Here is a 17925-nt window from a genome sequence, read left to right as displayed (position 1 = left end):
AAGGGCGGTGCCCCATGCCCGTGTGGGACGACCTGGTGGGCCAGGAGAAGGTGAGCGAGCAGCTCGCCGCCGCCGCCCGGGACGCCGACGCCCTCGTCACGGCGGTCGCCGCGGACACCCCGCTCCCCGAGGCGTCCAAGATGACGCACGCCTGGCTGTTCACGGGCCCGCCCGGTTCGGGCCGCTCCACCGCGGCGCGGGCGTTCGCGGCGGCGCTCCAGTGCGTGAGCCCCGACCGGGCGCTCGGCGGAGTCCCCGGCTGCGGGTTCTGCGACGGCTGTCATACGAGCCTGGTGGGCACTCATGCCGATGTGCAGATCGTCCGCACCGACCTCCTCTCCATCGGCGTGAAGGAGACCCGCGACCTGGTCCGCCGCGCCCAGATGTCCCCGGCGAACGGCCGCTGGCAGGTCATCGTCCTGGAGGACGCGGACCGTCTCACCGAGGGCGCGGGCAATGTCCTCCTGAAGGCCGTCGAGGAGCCCGCCCCTCGCACGGTCTGGCTCCTGTGCGCCCCGTCGATCGAGGACGTCCTGCCCACCATCCGCTCCCGCTGCCGCCTGCTCACCCTTCGCACCCCGCCGGTGGACGCGGTCGCCGACATCCTCGTACGCCGCGACGGCATCGAGCCCGACGTCGCGGCGGCCGCCGCGCGCGCGACGCAGGGCCACATCGGGCGGGCCCGCCGCCTCGCCACGGACCCGAACGCCCGCGCGCGCAGGGCCGCCGTCCTCAAGCTCCCGCTCCGGGTCGACGACATCGGCGGCTGCCTCAAGGCGGCCCAGGAGCTGATCGACACGGCCGCCGAGGACGCCAAGCAGCTTGCCGAGGAAGTCGACGTGAAGGAGACCGAGGACCTGAAGGCGGCCCTCGGCGCGGCCCAGGGTGGCCGTATGCCGCGCGGCACCGCGGGCGTCATGAAGGAGCTGGAGGACCGGCAGAAGCGGCGAAGAACGCGTACGCAGCGCGACAGCCTGGACCTGGCCCTGATCGACCTCACCGGGTTCTACCGCGACGTCCTCGCCCTTCAGCTCGGTTCCCGTGTGGCCATCGCCAACGCGGAGGCCGAGGACACCCTGGAGCGCCTGGCCCGCGGCAGCTCGCCGGAGGCGACCCTGCGTCGCATCGACGCGATCGCCGCGTGCCGCGAGGCCCTCGACCGCAACGTGGCTCCGCTGCTCGCGGTGGAGGCGATGACGATGGCGCTGCGGGCGGGCTGAACGCATCCGGAGCCCTGCGGAGTACCCGCAGTGCTCGGAACGTTCGGGCCTCACCGGCACGACGGCGCGTACGGACGGGCGCGCGACCTCGTACGTCAAGTCGTGCACGTGCGCCACTGGGCGCACGATGGGATGCATGACGGGACGCACGACGAGTTGACCCAAGTCACTCGTACGAGGCGCATCCGCGACTGAAGGTGATCAATTGATCGCGCAAGGTTACGCTCGCGGGATGTACATCAGGCGCACCCAACGGCCGAACCGGCCCCTCCGTACGAGTGGCGTGCTGCTGGCCGTCGCGGCGCTGCTCATGTCGGCCTGCTCCTCCGGGAGTTCGACGACGGCGACAGCGACATCGACGGCGACGGCGAACGCGGTGTTGGCCGCGCTGCCGAGTTCCACGCCGTCGACACTGGCGCCGTACTACGGGCAGAAGCTGAACTGGCGCACCTGCGGGGTCCCCGGCTTCGAGTGCGCCACGATGAAGGCGCCGCTGGACTACGCGAATCCGGCCTCGGGCGACATCAGGCTGGCGGTCGCCCGCAAGAAGGCCACGGGGCCGGGTAAACGCCTTGGCTCACTGCTGGTCAACCCGGGGGGACCGGGCGGCTCGGCGGTCGGCTATCTGCAGCAGTACGCCGGGATCGGCTACCCGGCAGAGGTCCGCGCCCGCTACGACATGGTCGCGGTCGACCCGCGCGGCGTGGCCCGCAGCGAGCCGGTCGAATGCCTCACCGGCCGCCAGATGGACACGTTCACGCAGACGGACACGACGCCGGACGACAAGAAGGAGACGGGGCAACTCGTCGACGCGTACAAGAAGTTCGCCGAGGGCTGCGGTCAGCGCTCGCCCGATGTGCTCCGGCATGTCTCCACGGTGGAGGCGGCCCGTGACATGGACATCCTGCGCGCCGTGCTGGGCGACCAGAAGCTGACGTATGTCGGGGCGTCGTACGGGACGCTCCTCGGGGCGACGTATGCGGGCCTCTTCCCGGGCCGGGTGGGCCGACTGGTCCTGGACGGCGCGATGGACCCGCAGCTCACCGCGCGCAAACTCAATGAGGACCAAACGGCGGGCTTCGAGACGGCCTTCCGGTCGTTCGCGAAGGACTGCGTGCGCCATAGCGACTGCCCGCTGGGCGGCGCGGGCACGAGCCCGGAGCAGGTGGGCAAGAACCTGAAGGCGTTCTTCCAGCAGTTGGACAAGGCGCCCATCCCGGCCGGCGACGCGCACGGCCGCAAGCTCGGCGAGGCGCTCGCGACGACGGGTGTGATCGCGGCGATGTACGACGAGGCGGCCTGGCCGCAGTTGCGCGAGGCGCTCACCTCGGCGATGAAGGAGAAGGACGGCGCCGGGCTGCTCGCCCTGTCCGACAGCTACTACGAGCGCGACGCCGACGGCAAGTACGCGAACCTGATGTTCGCCAACGCGGCGGTGAACTGCCTCGACCTCCCGGCCGCCTTCGCCACCCCCGACCAGGTGGAGAAGGCCCTCCCCGCCTTCGAGAAGGCGTCCCCCGTCTTCGGGGAAGGCCTGGCCTGGGCCTCCCTGAACTGCGCGTACTGGCCGGTGAAGCCGACCGGCGAGCCGCACCGCATCCAGGCGAAGGGTGCCGCCCCGATCCTCGTGGTCGGCACCACCCGCGACCCGGCGACCCCGTACCCCTGGGCCCAGTCCCTCGCCTCCCAGCTCTCCTCCGGCACCCTCCTCACCTACGTCGGCGACGGCCACACCGCATACGGCCGCGGCAGCACCTGCATCGACTCCACGATCGACCGCTACCTCCTCCAGGGCACCCCGCCCGCCAAGGGAAAGCGCTGCTCATAGCCCGTCCGTACACCCCGGCACCGGAGGCCCCGGGGCGTGTACGGAGCACCCCCGGAAACTGTGTAGACTTACCGACGTTGCTGATCGCACCATAGTGCGGACAGCGCGCCGCCTTAGCTCAGATGGCCAGAGCAACGCACTCGTAATGCGTAGGTCTCGGGTTCGAATCCCGAAGGCGGCTCTGTGTGCGGAGAGCCCAGGTCACGTCAGTGGCCTGGGCTCTTTCGTGCAGTCGATGCGGCCCCTCAGTGGGCGTCCCGTTCGTGGGCGGAGAGCGGGATGGTCTCCTTGCGGAAGAACGTCGGGCGGATCGCCCGGTACGTCAGCATCAGCACGGCGCCGAGCAGCAGTGCGCCGATGCCGGTGACGAAGACGCCGCCGAGTTGCCAGTGGGGTGGGAAGGGCAGGGTCCATGAGGTGCTGCCGTAGTCCGTGGCGGAGTACACCACGCAGGCGTTGACGAAGAAGTAGAGGAGGAGGACGCCGCCGAGGGCGGGCATGAGGCCCTTCGTCCACAGGTCGCGCGGGCTGTGGGTGAGGACCCTGCGGTGGTACCAGACGCAGGTGAACCCCGTGAGCCCGTAGTAGAAGGCGATCAAGAGGCCGACGGAGCCGATGGAGTCGGCCAGCACGTTCTCGCTCACCCGGGTCAGCATCACGTAGAAGGTGATGGAGGCCAGGCCCATGCCCACCGTGGACCAGGTCGGGGTGAGGAAGCGGGGGTGGATGCGGGCGAAGCGGTCCGGGATGGCCTTGAAGGCGGCCATGGAAAGCGTGGTTCGGGCCGTCGGGAGGATGGTGGTCTGGGTGGAGGCCGCGGCCGAGGTGAGAACCATCAGGATCAGGAGCTTGGTGGCGAACTCGCCCCATCCCGAGGTGCTGAAGACCTCGGCGCCCAGGCTGGAGAGGACGTCTGAGGAGTTGTCGGGGTTCGCGAGGCCGATGCCGCGGTCTCCTGCACCGGCGAAGGCCTGAGCCGATGTCGTGACCATGAGGTAGACCAGGAGCAGGATGACGGTGGACATCACCGCCGCGCGGCCGGGCGTGCGATCGCGGTCGACCGTTTCCTCGTTGACCGATACGGCGGTGTCCCAGCCCCAGTAGATGAACACCCCGGCCAGCACGCTCTTGGTCAGGTCGTCGAGTGAACCGATCCGGGCAGGGTTGAACCACGACCCGGAGAGCTCCGACGAGACGCTCGGCGCCGTTCCCCCGTAGACCTTCACCAGCGCGGTGATCGCCAGCAGGAAGAGCGCCACGATCTCGATGGTGAGCAGCACCTTCTGCAGATTCGCCGAGATCTCGATGCCGATGTAGCAGATCAGCGTCATCACGGCGATCCATGCCACGCCGACCACGGTCACCCAGAGGGTGTTCTGTGCCAGCCCGTCCGCGCCCACGAGCTGGAAGCCGTACGCCCCGGCGATCTGGGCCAGGTTGGCCATCACGATGATGTCGGCGGCGACGATTCCCCACCCGCCCAGCCAGCCGGTACGGGGGCCGAACGCCCGGGAGGCCCAGGTGAAGGTGGTGCCGCAGTCGGGGTCCGCCCGGTTGAGCTCCTTGTAGCCGTAGGCGATCAGGAACATCGGGACGAAGGCGAGGACGATCACGATCGGTGACTGGTAGCCCACGATGCCCACGATGACGCCGAGGGTCGCCGCGAGGCTGTAGGCGGGGGCCGTGGACGCCAGACCGATCACGGTGCTGGAGAAGAGCCCCAGCGCGCCGTCCTTGAGCCCCTTGTCCGTTGCCCCCGGGCCCGGCGAAGGGTGCGCCGCGGGCGGGACAGTGGGCAGGCTCATGGCGTCCTCCGGTCCAAGAACACGGAGCTGCTGCTCCAAGAATGACCCGCTCGTCAGTAACCGGCTAGTTGCCGGCGTCGCACAGGATGGGGACCGCGACGATCACCCGACAGGGTGGGGTGCGGCGACGGACGCGCATCCCCTGCGCCGGACGCGCGAGGGCATCGGTGGTTCGGGCGCCCGTCGCTTGTGGCCGGCTGTCCTGCGCGACCCGGGGGCAACCCCGTCGAGACCTCAGGCGAGTGCCGCCGTGACGTCAACGGCCTTCAGGTGATGGGGGCTGAGGACCCGTGAAGCGGGGGCGGAGGCCGCCGTGAGTTCCTTGGCCGCCGTGGTGGGGGTCGCGGCCGCGAGGAGGGACGGAGCATCGGTGAGGGGGGTGGTCATGTCGTCGTGGTGGGTGGGGATGAGGAGGGGCGGGTCGCCGATGGCGGCGAGCAGGCGCTCTACATAGCGGTGGAGTGCCGAGTGGGAGGTCATCGCGATCGCCGCGATGTCCGGGCGGATGCCGGACAGTTCACGTTCGGCGAAGTTGCTCGCGCCCATGAGCAGGATGCTCGGGCCGCCGTCCACGGTCAGCTGGTAGGCGAGTGTGTCGCCCTCGACCAGATCGCCCAGCACGGTGGGGCGCCGGGGCGGAGCGGTCTTGCGGCCGGGGGCGAAATAGCCGTGGTCGGGCTGCTGGCTGTGCAGGCTGCGGAAGACCTCCACGGTGTATCCGTCGAACTGGAGGTACTCGCCGCCCTTGACCTGAATCACATCGTCCAGACGGGGCCGAGGCGTTCCCATGGCCGTGAGCAGATTGCGTACCGTCTCGTCGCACAGCGCGCGGATGCGGTGCTTTTCCCAGGCGGGGCGCCCCAGGAGTTGCGGTACGTCCGCGACGTGGTCGAAATGGCCATGGCTGACCAGGATCAGTTCGGGCGGTCCGGTGAGGTGCCCTGCCGCGACCCGCTCCACGGCCGCCCGGTCGAGGCGCAGGGGGAGCTTCGGGTCGATGGCGCCCTTCGCGTCCCGGTAGGGCATGCGGCTCAGATACGGGTCGAAGAGGATGCTGCGGCCACCGTCGATGACGATCTCCCAGCCGGAGACGCCCAGCCAGCGCATCCGCACGGGGGTGGAGTACGGCGCGCCCCGCCCGGTCGTCGGCGCCGCTCCGACCAGCCCGGCCGCGGACGCCGCCGCACCCGATGCCGCCAGGACTCCCTTGAGGACCGTACGTCGCCCGGCCATGTTCTGCCACGCTCCCTGAGACGACCTTGAGTGCGAGGAACGCTACGGCAGGTGAGGGCGAATGGGGTGGTTTTCGGTCATTGGTGCCGGAGGGGTCGTCGTGGACCGGCGTGGTCACGGGCGCCGGCGTGGTCACGGGCGCCGGCGTGGTCATGGGGGCCGCCGTGGTGACGTGGGCCGTCCGTCACCACGGCCGTCAGGGTCACGGGGCTGCCGCGGTCACCAAGAAGCCGAGCCGACGAGGACCTCCCCGTCGACTCGGCACCGCGATCCCTTGTCGGGTGCGCGGCACTGACGCGTCCCTTGTCGGGTGCGCGGCACTGACGCGTCCCCTGCTGGGCGCGCTGTACTGACGCGTCCCCTGCTGGACACGCGGCACTCACGCGTCCCCTGTCGGGTGCGCCGTGCTGACTGGTCCCCTGTCCGGCGCGCGGTACTGACGCGTCCGGCGTCGGGCACGCCCCGTACCTGTGCGTCCTGGTCGTACGCCTCGTACCTACGGGTTCTGCGGCGTACGCCCCGTACCTATCTACGTGTCCTGCGTCGTACGGCCCGTACCTACGCGTCCGGTGTCGTGCACGCCGTCTCAGCGCCGTCCGAGACGCATGCCCTGACGTACTCGCCCGAGGTGGCGGAGAGGATCCCGCCGTCGGCGACCTTTCGGTACGTGCCGCCCGGGGTCCTGTCCTCCAGCCACGCAGTGGCGGTGCCGGACGTCTGCGCCCAGGCGTAGACGTCGCTCACCGACCACGTCGGGCGGCCCCCGTACAGCGAGATCTGTGCGCCCGACTTCAGCTTGGCGGTCTTCCACACCGAGGCGCCGGCGCCGGACCGCCAGGCCGGCACGGAGGCGGCGGTGACACCCGTGCAGGGCTGCGCGGCGCAGGGAGCCGGCGGGCCTTCCACGTCCGTCTGGTCCATGTTGTCGCCCTGGTGTGTCGCGAACGCCCAGGTCCTGCCGTCGTCGACCAGTCCGGCGATCTGCGTGTTCCCGGGCGCGAGCGGGTTCAGCGCGTACATCTTCGTGGTGCCCGAAGCGGTCAGCGAGGCACCGGCGACGGGTACGGGGCGCTGGGCGCGGAAGTCCGGGCCCTTGTTCTCGTGGGTCATCAGCTGGGCGCTGACCCCCGCGCGCGGCGGGAGTTCGGCCTTGCCCCAGTAGTAGTCGTGGGCCGGGTCCCAGGCAGGCCGGCCCTCGTAGATCGTCAGGCGGCCGCCCTGGTAGATGTTCGCGTCTTCCACCACCGTCGGTTCGCCGTTCGGTGTCCACTCGGTCACCGTCGCCGGATCGACGCCCGCGCAGGGCAGCGTGTCGCACGGCGCCTTCGGGGGTTCGGTGGTGTCGCCGTCCTGCGTGCACTTGGTGTCGGTGCCGTAGCTGTCCGGTACGGCGCCGCATGTGTGCTCCCTCTGTGTCGTCCCGCGAGCCTTGGCCCCTGGACGGGCCGGAGCACCCGGGGGAGTAGTGCGCCGGCCCGCGGTCGACGTGTTGCGCCGGCCACGGGCCATGAAACCCGGACAACCTCTTGATCAACTCTCGTACGAGTCCTCACGGCGCGGCGTGTACACGGGGTCCCACCACGCGTCTGTGAGGTCCCGGCGCGCGTCCGTGAGGTCCCACCACGCGTCCGTGAGGTCCCACCACGCGTCCGTGAGGTCCCACCACGCGTCCGTGAGGTCACGGCGCAGGTCCGTGAGGCCTCGCCACGTGTCCGCAGGGTCCCGTCACGCGTCGGCGAAGCCCCTCGGGGATGGAATGTGCCCCCGCGTGGCGACCGGCCCCCGGCTCACCTCGCCCGGTCGCCCGATCCGGCTCACCCCACCCGGTCGCCCGAGAGCGGAATCCCCGTGGCCCTCAGCAGCGATTCGTCCTGCTGCAGGATGGCCTGCATCAGTTCCCTCAGCCGTGCCCCGGGGTTGATGCCGATCTGCTCGCGCAGAATCTCCTTGGCCCGGTGGAAGACGCGGATCGCGTCGGCCTGCCGGCCCTCGCCGTAGTAGGCCTTCATCAGCCCCACGTACAGGTCCTCGCGCAGCGGGTCGTGGTCGACGAGCTCCGACAGCTGCGAGATCGCCTCGCCGTAGTGCCCGAGACCGACGTCGATCAGCGCGCGTAGCTCGGCCGCCGCAGTGCGCTCCCGGTCCAGAGCTTCTCCCTTCATGCGCAGCCGGGTCGAGGTGACGTCGGTGAGGGCCGAGCCGCGCCACATGGAGAGCGCGTCGTCGAGGCGCTCGGAGGCGATCTGGTGCTGGCCGCGGGCGTGCAGTTCGCGTACCTGCCGTACGGCGTCGCGGAAGACGAACACGTCGATGCGCTGGGCCGGGACCCGCAGTTCGTAGCCGAGGGCGTGCGAGCCGAGCGCGTCGCGGGTGAGCCCGGCCTCGGCCAGGGCCGTGCGGATCATCCAGGCCGAGGTCTGCAGCTGTCCGGAGACGGTCAGCGGCGGCTCGCCGTCCCACGAGTCCTCGATGATCGCTTCCTTGGTGGTGACCTGTCCGGGCTTCAGCGCCAAGGAAGCGAGGAACCGTCGCTGCCGCTGACCCCGGATGGGTATCGGTAAGCCGTTTCTCACCAGGGTCACAGGGCCGAGGAGCTGGATCGTCAGGTCGTTCCTGCTGTTCATGACGGTTCCCCCTTGTATGTGTGAATCAAGCCGTCGCCCAACAGGGGCTGAGGTGTTGCCGGAAACGGAGGGGAACCGTCACCCGTGCGGCCGGTCCGCCGTCCCCGGTGACGCTTCGTGCATCGTGCGGCTGCTGTCCCCCGTACCGTCGGCTCGAGCTGGCTCCGTGACCGCGGGTCACGGATGGGTCGATCTCGTGGTGGCTGCTCCGGCTGGTGTGACCGTCGTGGTTGTCCCCGACCAGGTGCCTGCGTCAAGTCGCGGACACCCTGGGTCAGTCGAGGTTCTTGAGGAACTTCGCGGCGATGGGGCCCGCGTCGGATCCGCCCGACCCGCCGTCCTCCAGAAGGACCGACCAGGCGATGTCGCTGTCGCCCTGGTAGCCGATCATCCAGGCGTGCGTGTGCGGCGGTGTGTCGTTGCCGAACTCGGCGGTGCCCGTCTTGGCGTGCGGCTCGCCGGGCAGGTCCTTCAGGGCCCAGCCGGCGCCGTAGGTGACGGTGGCGCGCATCATCTCGCGCAGGTTGCCGACCACGCCCGCGTCGAGCCGGGCGGGGGCCTCGTACTTCTTCTTCACGGCGTCGGGCACCAGGACGGGCTGCTTGAACCGGCCCTCCTTGACGGTGGCCGCGATCGAGGCCATGACCAGGGGCGACGCCTGCAGCCGGGCCTGTCCGATGGTGGATGCCGCCTTGTCGTTGTCGCTGTTGGTCACCGGGATGCTTCCGTCGTACGTCGTGGTGCCCACGTCCCAGGAGCCGCCGATGCCGAAGGCCTCGGCGGTCTCGTGCAGGGCGGTGTTCGACAGCTTTCCGCGCGCGCCTACGAAGAACGTGTTGCAGGACTTGGCGAAGGCGTCCCTGAAGGTCGAGCCCGACGGGAGCACGAACTGGTTCTGGTTCTCGAAGCGCTGGCCGTTGACGTAGGCGAACTTGGGGCAGTTCGCCCGGTCGGTGGGGCGCATCCCCTGCTTCAGCAGAGCGGCGGAGGTGACGACCTTGAAGGTGGAGCCGGGCGGGTAACGGCCCTCCAGGGCGCGGTTCATGCCGGAGGGCATGTTGGCCGCGGCCAGGATGTCGCCGTTGCTCGGGTCGATGGCGACGATCGCCGCGTTCTTCTTCACTCCGTCGAGCGCTTCGGCGGCGGCTTCCTGCACCTTGGGGTCGATGGTGGTCTTCACCGGCTTGCCCGCGCTGCTTCCCGAGCCGGTGAGCTGTTTGACGACGCGGCCGCTCTCGCGTTCCACGATCACGACCGACTGCGCCTTGCCCCCGCCGCCGGTGAGCTGTTTGTCGTAGCGGGCCTGGAGGCCGGAGATTCCTTTGCCGGTCTTGGGGTCCACGGCACCCACGAGAGAAGCGGACTGGAGTTCGTCGCCATTCTTGTCGAGGACGGCGGCCCGTTCTCGTGACTTCAGTGCGAGGGTCTGTCCCGGAACCATCTGCGGGTGAATCAGCGGTGTATGGAATTCAACGGTCCATCGACCGCTCTTCTTGATGAGCTTCGCCTTCGAGTCCCACTTGTAGTCGCCCGCCCCGGAAAGGGCCATCTTCACGCTGAACGGAATCTCTACTTCCCCTTCCGCTTCTCGCTTCCCGGTGCCGGCGGTGATCTCCGTCTTCGACGGAGCCAGGTTCGTCATGACGGATTTGATCAACGACTCGGCGTTGTCCGGTGTGTCCGTCAGCCCGGCGGCCTGCTGGGCATCGCCCGCCTCCCACGCGTCCAGGAACTTGTCCAGCTGTCCCGTGGCCGCGGCGACCTGTGGGTCGTCCCCGTCGTCTCCGGCCAGCGCGTTGTAGGCCCAGCAGCCGATTCCCGCCGTCGCCGCAAGTGCCACAAACGTTGATACGACCGCGCGACGACGGGACCGACGCCTGTCGTACCGCGGGTAGTCAACATAGCCATCGGAACGATTCATGTGGCGCAGATTAATCGCCTGTCTCTCTTCGGTCTCTCCCCGAACACACGGTTCAAGACAAGGTAAAGAAGAAAGAAATGGTTGGCGGAGGGTGACGGTCGGCACCCTCTTCCGCTTGCCGCCGGAGCCGCCCCGGCCGAATACATGCAGGCGGTCTGGCCGAGAACGGTCGACAACTGCCTCTGACTGGTCTAGACCTCCGAAGGAAAGGGTGTCGGCATGACGCGTGTCACGGCGAACAGTGGCCTGAACTAATCCGGTTCTTTACGTCTCGATAAGCGAAATCGGACGCGGGGTGTCTGTATTGGTCAAGGCTGAAACGGAGCCCTCCGCTCCACTGATCTCCTGTTTCTCTCCGCGCGCTCCCCGATATCCGAGGGAGAGGGAGTGAAGAGGGTGCCTGGTCAGGGTTGGCGCGAACTGTCCACCGCTGACCGAGTCTGGAGACCATCCATGTCCCGTGTATCGACCGGCCCCAGCAACAAGCCGACCGCCGCGCACGCCCTCCTGGCGCGACTGCGTGACCACGGCGTGGAGAAGGTGTTCGGGGTAGTCGGCCGCGAGGCCGCGTCGATCCTCTTCGACGAGGTCGAGGGAGTCGACTTCGTCCTCACCCGGCACGAATTCACCGCCGGTGTCGCCGCCGACGTCCTCGCGCGCATCACCGGCCGCCCACAGGCCTGCTGGGCCACCCTGGGTCCCGGCTTGACCAACCTCTCCACGGGCATCGCCACGTCCGTCCTGGACCGTTCCCCGGTCATCGCCCTGGCCGCCCAGTCCGAGTCGCACGACATCTTCCCCAACGACACCCACCAGTGCCTGGACTCCGTGTCGATCATCGCGCCGATGTCCAAGTACGCGGTGGAGCTGGAGCGTCCGCACGAGATCACCGACCTGGTGGACTCCGCCGTGACCGCGGCCATGACCGAGCCCGTCGGCCCCTCGTTCATCTCCCTGCCGGTCGACCTGCTCGGCTCCAGCGAGGGTATCGACGCCTCGGTGGAACACCCGGCGGCGAACACCCCGGCCAAGCCGATCGGAGCGGTCGCGGACGGCTGGCAGAAGGCCGCCGACGAGGCCGCCGAGCTCCTGAGGGGCGCGAAGCACCCGGTGCTGGTCGTCGGCGCCGCCGCGATCCGCTCCGGCGCGGTGCCCGCCATCCGTGCCCTCGCCGAGCGCCTCGACATCCCGGTCATCACGACGTACATCGCCAAGGGCGTCCTGCCGCACGGCCACGAGCTCAACTACGGCGCCGTCACCGGCTACATGGACGGCATCCTCGACTTCCCGGCCCTGAACACGCTGTTCGCGCCCGTCGACCTCATCCTCACCGTCGGCTACGACTACGCGGAGGACCTGCGGCCCTCCATGTGGCAGAAGGGCGTCGAGAAGAAGACCGTCCGCGTCTCGCCCACCGCGAACCCGATCCCGCGCGTCTACCGGCCCACCGTCGACGTCGTCACCGACGTCCTCGCGTTCGTCGAGCACCTCGACACGGCGACCGCCTCGCTCGCGGCCAAGGAGCGGCACGACATCGCCCCGCTGCGCGCCCGCGTAGCGGAGTTCCTCGCGGACCCGGAGGTCTACGAGGACGGCATGCGCGTCCACCAGGTGATGGACTCCATGAACACCGTCATGGCGGAGGTCGCCGGCCCGGGCGAGGGCACGATCGTGTCCGACATCGGCTTCTTCCGGCACTACGGCGTCCTGTTCGCCCGCGCGGACCAGCCCTTCGGCTTCCTCACCTCGGCCGGCTGCTCCAGCTTCGGCTACGGCATCCCCGCCGCCATGGGCGCCCAGCTCGCGCGCCCGGGCCAGCCCACCTTCCTGATCGCCGGCGACGGCGGCTTCCACTCCAACAGCGCGGACCTGGAGACCATCGCCCGCCTCAACCTGCCGATCGTGACGGTGGTCGTGAACAACGACACCAACGGTCTCATCGAGCTCTACCAGAACATCGGCCACCACCGCAGCCACGACCCCGCGGTGAAGTTCAACGGCGTCGACTTCGTCGCCCTCGCCGAGGCCAACGGCGTGGAAGCCACCAAGGCGACCGACCGCCAGGAGCTGCTCGCCGCGCTGCGCAAGGGCGCCGAGCTGGGCCGCCCCTTCCTGATCGAGGTTCCCATCAACTACGACTTCCAGCCCGGTGGGTTCGGGGCGCTGAGCATCTGATCATGGCCTCCCAGGACCTTCCTGCGGCCTTCGGTCTCCTGGCCTCCGCTCGTCCGAGCGGGGGCCGGATCCCCCGAGCCGCCTTCGCCACCCGGGGCACCCATACCGGCGTCGACCTGCGCCTGCGCTCGCAGACGCTCGGCGCGACCCTGGTGCACACCCCCGGGCTCCCACCCGACTCCGCCCAGGCACACGACGCGGACACCGCCGTACTGCTCGCCGGTGAGATCTACAACCGCGACGACCTGTACTCCGTACTGGGCCCCAAGACCGAGCGGTCCGGCGACGCACAGCTGGTCCTGGACCTGCTGCGCCGCTATGGCCTGCACGCCTTCCGTCTCGTCAACGGGCGGTTCGCGGCCGTGGTCGGCACCGGCAGGCAGGTCCTGCTGGCCACCGACCACGCCGGATCGATCCCGCTGTACGTGTGCGCGAGCCCCGGCGAGGTCACCGCGGCGACCGAGGCCAAGACCCTGGCCGGGCACGACGGTCCACGGGGCTTCCCGTTCGCGGACGCCCGCCGGGTGCGCGGTCTGCCGGGCGTCTACCAGGTGCCCGCGGGTGCCGTGATGGACATCGGCCTCGACGCCGGCACGGCCGAGACCCACCGCACCTGGGCCCCGCCGCTCGCCCGCCGGATCATGGACGAGGACGACGCCGTGGCCGCCGTACGCACGGCCCTCGCCCGGGCCGTGGGCGCGCGCATCAGCCCGGGCGGTACGCCGTTGGTGGTGCTCTCCGGAGGCATCGACTCCTCCGGGGTCGCCGCCCTCGCACACCGGGCGGCGGGCTCGATCGACTCGCTGTCGATGGGCACCGACGTGTCCGACGAGTTCGCCCAGGCCAAGACGGTCGCCGACCACCTCGGCACCCGGCACCGGGAGATCACCGTCCCCACCGCCGACCTGCTGGGCCAACTCCCGTACACGGTATGGGCCGCGGAGTCCGAGGACCCCGACATCATCGAGTACCTGCTGCCGCTCGTCGCCCTCTACCGCGCGCTCGACGGGCCGCCGCGCCGGGTCCTGACCGGCTACGGCGCCGACATTCCGCTCGCGGGCATGCACCGCGAGGACCGGCTGCCGAACCTGGACACGGCCGTGGCGTACGACATGGCGACCTACGACGGCCTCAACGAGATGTCGCCGGTGCTGTCCGCTGTGTCCGGCCACTGGTCCACCCACCCCTACTGGGACCGCGACGTGCTCGACCTGCTCGTCCCGCTGGAGGCGGGCCTCAAGCGCCGCTACGGACGCGACAAGTGGGTGCTGCGCGCCGCCATGGCCGAGCTGCTGCCCGAAGTGACTGTCAAGCGGCCCAAGTTGGGCGTCCACGAGGGATCGGGCACCACCTCCTCGTTCTCGTTGCTGCTCCTGGAGGAGGGCGTCCCGGAGCGATCCGTCGACGTGGCCAAGCAGCAGGTGGTGCGGGAGCTGTTCGACCGCACCGTGGTGGCCGGCGAGGACCCCGGCGAGGTGAGCACCGCCGAGGCGGTGCGGTCGGTGGCCGACCGGCTGGAACGGGGGGCGGCATGAGGCCCCGCCTCTGTCCGGCGGCGGCTCCAGGTCCGTACGGCTGCCGTGTGCCCTTGGGCCGGTACGACCGTCCGTACGCCCGCCTCGCGAACCTGTCCCTGACCGCCGTCGAGACCCCGGAGGGGGACTGAGCCGTGGAACGCATCGACTCGCACGTCTCGCCCCGCTACGCCCAGATCCCCACCTTCATGCGCCTGCCGCTCGACCAGGAGCCACGCGGCTACGACGTCGTGGTCATCGGTGCTCCCTACGACGGCGGCACGAGCTACCGGCCGGGCGCGCGGTTCGGGCCGCGCGCCATCCGCAACGAGTCCGGACTCATCCACGGTGTCGGCATCGACCGCGGCCCGGGCACCTTCGACCTCATCAACTGCGTCGACGGCGGCGACATCGATCTGACTCCGTTCGACATGAACATCGCGATCGAGACCGCTCAGCGACATCTGGCGGAGCTGCTCAAGAGCAACGCCGCCTTCATGATGCTCGGGGGCGACCACTCGCTGACCGTGGCGGCCCTGCGCGCCGTCGCCGAGCAGCACGGCCCGGTCGCCGTCGTGCACCTGGACGCCCACTCCGACACCAACCCCGCCTTCTACGGCGGGCAATACCACCACGGCACGCCCTTCCGGCACGGGATCGACGAGAAGCTCGTCGATCCGGCCGCGATGGTGCAGATCGGCATCCGTGGCCACAACCCGAAGCCTGACTCGCTCGACTACGCCCGCGGACACGGCGTACGCGTCGTCACTGCCGACGAGTTCGGCGAGCTGGGCGTCTCCGGGACCGCGGGCCTCATCCGGGAGCTGGTGGGCCGGCGGCCCGTGTACGTGTCGGTCGACATCGACGTGTGCGACCCGGCGTTCGCGCCCGGGACAGGCACCCCCGCGCCGGGCGGGCTCAGTTCGCGGGAGGTTCTCGGGCTGCTGCGCTGCGTCGGCGACCTCAAGCCGGTCGGCTTCGACGTGATGGAGGTGTCGCCCCTGTACGACCACGCCGGGATCACCTCCGTGCTGGCGACCGAGATCGGTGCGGAACTGCTCTACCAGTACGCCCGCGCCCATCGCATACAGATGTAGATGAAAAGGAGATAACGCACCCATGGCTTCTCCGATCATTGACTGCAGCCCGCACCGGGAGCAGTTGCGCGCCCTCGCGGCCGAGCTCCCCGAGGTGCCGCGCGCGGACCTGTACGGCTTCCTGGACAAGGCGAAGGAGCTGTCCGCGAAGCTGCCGCGCGAACTGGCCGCGGCGCTGGACAAGTTCAACGCAGAAGGCACCGAGGACGGCTACCTGCTGCTGCGCGGGCTGCCGTTGGAGGCGGACGACGAGCTGCCCACCACGCCCACCTCCACCCCGGCGCCGCGGGACCGCGGCCGGCTGGTCATGGAGGCGATGCTCGCCGTGACCGGCCGCCGGCTCGGACTGCACACCGGCTACGCGGAGTTGCGCTCCGGCACGGTCTATCACGACGTGTATCCGTCGCCGGGCGCGCACTACCTGTCCTCGGAGACCTCCGAGACCCTCCTCGAGTTCCACACCGAGATGGCCTACCACGTCCTCCAGCCGAACTACGTGATGCTCGCCTGCTCCCGCGCCGACCACGAGCGCAGGGCCGAGACCCTCGTCGGTTCGGTGCGCAAGGCGCTGCCGCTCCTCGACGAGGAGACGAAGGCGCGGCTGTTCGGCCGCAAGCTGCCCTGCTGCGTGGACGTCGCCTTCCGTGGCGGCGTCGACGACCCGGGAGCCATCGCCCAGGTCAAGCCGCTGTACGGGGACGAGAACGACCCCTATCTCGGCTACGACCGCGAGCTCCTCGCCCCCGAGGAGCCGGCCGACAAGGAGGCGGTCGCCGCGCTGTCCCAGGCCCTGGACGACGTCACGGAGGCCGTGAAGCTGACCCCGGGTGATCTGCTCATCATCGACAACTTCCGCACCACCCATGCCCGTACGCCGTTCAGTCCGCGCTGGGACGGCAAGGACCGGTGGCTGCACCGGGTGTACATCCGGACGGACCGGAACGGGCAGTTGTCGGGTGGCGAGCGGGCGGGGGACGTCGTCTCGTTCACGCCGCGCCGGTAGTCACGGCGCCGGCCGGCCGGTCGACCGCAGCCCCCTCTCCGTTCCGGGAGGGGGCCGCGGTTCGTTCGGTTCGTTCGGTTCGTTCGGCTCGGGTGGCTCGGGTGACTGGGTGGCTCGTTCGGGTCGTTCGCGTCGCCGTACCCGCGATGCATGAATATGCTGCTTCATTGGAAGTAATGCAGACAGGAGACGATGACCATGCCCGACTCCGAAGAGAAGAAGACGCCGCGGGGGTTCGTCGTGCACACCGCGCCGGTCGGTCTCGCCGACGACGGCCGGGACGACTTCACCGTGCTGGCCTCGACGGCTCCGGCCCAGGTCAGTGGGGTGTTCACCCGCTCCCGGTTCGCCGGGCCGAGCGTCCTGCTGAGCCGGGAGGCGGTCGCCGACGGCCGGGCGCGGGGCGTGGTGGTGCTGGCCCGCAACGCGAATGTCGCGACCGGGCGGGAGGGCGAGGCCAACGCGCGCGAGGTGCGCGAGTCCGTGGCGCGCACCCTAGGCGTGCCCGAGGGGGAACTTCTCATCGCCTCCACCGGGGTGATCGGCCGTCAGTACCCCATGCCGCAGATTCGCGAACACCTCAAGTCGCTGTCCCTGCCGTTTCCGGAGGGCGGCTTCGACCGTGCCGCTCGCGCCATCATGACGACCGACACACGGCCGAAGGAGGTCCGGCTGCGGTGCGGGGACGCGACGCTCGTCGGGATCGCCAAGGGCGTCGGGATGATCGAGCCGGACATGGCGACGCTGCTGACGTTCTTCGCCACCGACGCCCGGCTCGACCCGGCCGAGCAGGACCGGATCTTCCGGCGGGTGATGGACCGCACCTTCAACGCGGTGAGCATCGACACGGACACCTCCACCAGTGACACGGCGGTGCTGTTCGCCAACGGACTGGCCGGGGACGTCGATCCCGTCGCCTTCGAGGAGGTTCTGTACGAGGCCGCGCTGGCCCTCGTCAAGGACATCGCGAGCGACGGGGAAGGGGCGAGCAAGCTCATCGAGGTCCAGGTCACCGGGGCGCGCGACGTCGCCCAGGCCAAGCGGGTGGGCAAGACCGTCGTCAACTCACCGTTGGTGAAGACCGCGGTGCACGGCAGCGACCCCAACTGGGGGCGGGTGGCCATGGCGATCGGGAAGTGCTCCGAGGACACCGACATCGACCAGGACGCGGTGCGCATCCGCTTCGGGGACGTGGAGGTGTATCCGCCCCGTGCCTCCGACGCCCGGGACGAGGACGCGGTGCGGGCCGCCGTCGCCGAGCATCTCCGGGGGGACGAGGTGATCATCGGGATCGACCTCGGCGTCGCCGACGGCGCCTTCACCGTGTACGGGTGCGATCTCACCGAGGGGTATGTGCGGTTGAACTCGGAGTACACGACCTGAGGGGTGGGGCGGGTGCGGGTGGATGGTTTTCGCCCCCTCCGCCCCTGCCCGTCCCGACCGGCCTTTCGGCTGCGGGTGCGTGGGGGCTTGTCGCGCAGTTCCCCGCGCCCCTTTCAGGGGCG

Annotated in this window: 12 protein-coding genes and 1 tRNA gene; 8 read left to right on the top strand and 5 right to left on the bottom strand. The window is 70.0% G+C overall.

The window, feature by feature from the left end; translation table 11 throughout:
* The first annotated feature begins 14 nt into the window (after positions 1-14).
* The 3 genes from ACIBK0_RS04170 to ACIBK0_RS04160 all read left to right on the top strand — a co-directional run bounded on the left by ACIBK0_RS04170 (position 15) and on the right by ACIBK0_RS04160 (position 3229).
* Positions 15-1220 (top strand): DNA polymerase III subunit delta', encoded by a 1206-nt coding sequence (locus ACIBK0_RS04170; protein WP_399075382.1) that lies wholly within the window; start codon positions 15-17, stop codon positions 1218-1220.
* A 232-nt stretch (positions 1221-1452) separates the two neighbouring features.
* Entirely contained in the window at positions 1453-3048 is a 1596-nt protein-coding gene (locus ACIBK0_RS04165; protein WP_399075380.1) for an alpha/beta hydrolase, read from the top strand.
* Positions 3049-3155: 107 nt separating this feature from the next.
* Positions 3156-3229, top strand: a tRNA-Thr gene (locus ACIBK0_RS04160).
* A 64-nt stretch (positions 3230-3293) separates the two neighbouring features.
* Here the strand turns inward: ACIBK0_RS04160 and ACIBK0_RS04155 are convergent.
* The 5 genes from ACIBK0_RS04155 to ACIBK0_RS04135 form a co-directional block, all read right to left on the bottom strand.
* On the bottom strand, positions 3294-4853 hold the full coding sequence (locus ACIBK0_RS04155; RefSeq protein WP_399075378.1) for an APC family permease: 1560 nt from the start codon (positions 4851-4853) through the stop codon (positions 3294-3296).
* Between the two features lie 234 nt (positions 4854-5087).
* Positions 5088-6086, bottom strand: a complete 999-nt coding sequence (locus ACIBK0_RS04150) for an MBL fold metallo-hydrolase (protein WP_399075376.1) — start codon at positions 6084-6086, stop codon at positions 5088-5090.
* A gap of 558 nt (positions 6087-6644) precedes the next feature.
* On the bottom strand, positions 6645-7595 hold the full coding sequence (locus tag ACIBK0_RS04145) for a hypothetical protein (protein ID WP_399075374.1): 951 nt from the start codon (positions 7593-7595) through the stop codon (positions 6645-6647).
* A gap of 305 nt (positions 7596-7900) precedes the next feature.
* Entirely contained in the window at positions 7901-8710 is an 810-nt protein-coding gene (locus tag ACIBK0_RS04140; protein ID WP_399075372.1) for a BTAD domain-containing putative transcriptional regulator, read from the bottom strand.
* 274 nt (positions 8711-8984) lie between these two features.
* Entirely contained in the window at positions 8985-10631 is a 1647-nt protein-coding gene (locus tag ACIBK0_RS04135; protein WP_399075370.1) for a penicillin-binding transpeptidase domain-containing protein, read from the bottom strand.
* Between the two features lie 453 nt (positions 10632-11084).
* On the opposite strand from ACIBK0_RS04135, the gene ACIBK0_RS04130 reads away from it, so the two are divergent.
* The 5 genes from ACIBK0_RS04130 (at position 11085) to argJ (ending at position 17803) form a co-directional block, all read left to right on the top strand.
* Positions 11085-12806, top strand: a complete 1722-nt coding sequence (locus ACIBK0_RS04130; RefSeq protein WP_399075368.1) for a thiamine pyrophosphate-binding protein — start codon at positions 11085-11087, stop codon at positions 12804-12806.
* A gap of 2 nt (positions 12807-12808) precedes the next feature.
* Positions 12809-14341 (top strand): asparagine synthase-related protein, encoded by a 1533-nt coding sequence (locus ACIBK0_RS04125; protein WP_399075366.1) that lies wholly within the window; start codon positions 12809-12811, stop codon positions 14339-14341.
* Between the two features lie 134 nt (positions 14342-14475).
* The gene (gene speB, locus ACIBK0_RS04120; RefSeq protein WP_399075364.1) at positions 14476-15417 is read left to right on the top strand and encodes an agmatinase; all 942 of its coding nucleotides are present in this window, start codon (positions 14476-14478) and stop codon (positions 15415-15417) included.
* A gap of 22 nt (positions 15418-15439) precedes the next feature.
* Positions 15440-16420 (top strand): clavaminate synthase Cs1, encoded by a 981-nt coding sequence (gene cs1 / locus ACIBK0_RS04115; protein WP_399075362.1) that lies wholly within the window; start codon positions 15440-15442, stop codon positions 16418-16420.
* Between the two features lie 198 nt (positions 16421-16618).
* Positions 16619-17803, top strand: a complete 1185-nt coding sequence (gene argJ / locus ACIBK0_RS04110; RefSeq protein WP_399075360.1) for a bifunctional glutamate N-acetyltransferase/amino-acid acetyltransferase ArgJ — start codon at positions 16619-16621, stop codon at positions 17801-17803.
* Positions 17804-17925 lie beyond the last annotated feature (122 nt).

It is taken from the genome of Streptomyces sp. NPDC050564 (genome assembly GCF_044457265.1).
GTDB lineage: Bacteria > Actinomycetota > Actinomycetes > Streptomycetales > Streptomycetaceae > Streptomyces.
Note: the sequence above shows the minus strand (reverse complement) of the source record. Positions and strands in the feature narration are given on the sequence as shown.

Excerpts from the sequence above, each read along its gene's own strand:
- ACIBK0_RS04155 (WP_399075378.1), bottom strand. The coding sequence starts at position 4,853 with ATGAGCCTGCCCACTGTCCCGCCCGCGGCGCACCCTTCGCCGGGCCCG.
- ACIBK0_RS04125 (WP_399075366.1), top strand. The coding sequence starts at position 12,809 with ATGGCCTCCCAGGACCTTCCTGCGGCCTTCGGTCTCCTGGCCTCCGCT.
- ACIBK0_RS04130 (WP_399075368.1), top strand. The coding sequence starts at position 11,085 with ATGTCCCGTGTATCGACCGGCCCCAGCAACAAGCCGACCGCCGCGCAC.
- ACIBK0_RS04150 (WP_399075376.1), bottom strand. The coding sequence starts at position 6,086 with ATGGCCGGGCGACGTACGGTCCTCAAGGGAGTCCTGGCGGCATCGGGT.
- ACIBK0_RS04140 (WP_399075372.1), bottom strand. The coding sequence starts at position 8,710 with ATGAACAGCAGGAACGACCTGACGATCCAGCTCCTCGGCCCTGTGACC.
- ACIBK0_RS04135 (WP_399075370.1), bottom strand. The coding sequence starts at position 10,631 with ATGAATCGTTCCGATGGCTATGTTGACTACCCGCGGTACGACAGGCGT.
- ACIBK0_RS04170 (WP_399075382.1), top strand. The coding sequence starts at position 15 with ATGCCCGTGTGGGACGACCTGGTGGGCCAGGAGAAGGTGAGCGAGCAG.
- argJ (WP_399075360.1), top strand. The coding sequence starts at position 16,619 with ATGCCCGACTCCGAAGAGAAGAAGACGCCGCGGGGGTTCGTCGTGCAC.
- cs1 (WP_399075362.1), top strand. The coding sequence starts at position 15,440 with ATGGCTTCTCCGATCATTGACTGCAGCCCGCACCGGGAGCAGTTGCGC.
- ACIBK0_RS04145 (WP_399075374.1), bottom strand. The coding sequence starts at position 7,595 with ATGGCCCGTGGCCGGCGCAACACGTCGACCGCGGGCCGGCGCACTACT.
- ACIBK0_RS04165 (WP_399075380.1), top strand. The coding sequence starts at position 1,453 with ATGTACATCAGGCGCACCCAACGGCCGAACCGGCCCCTCCGTACGAGT.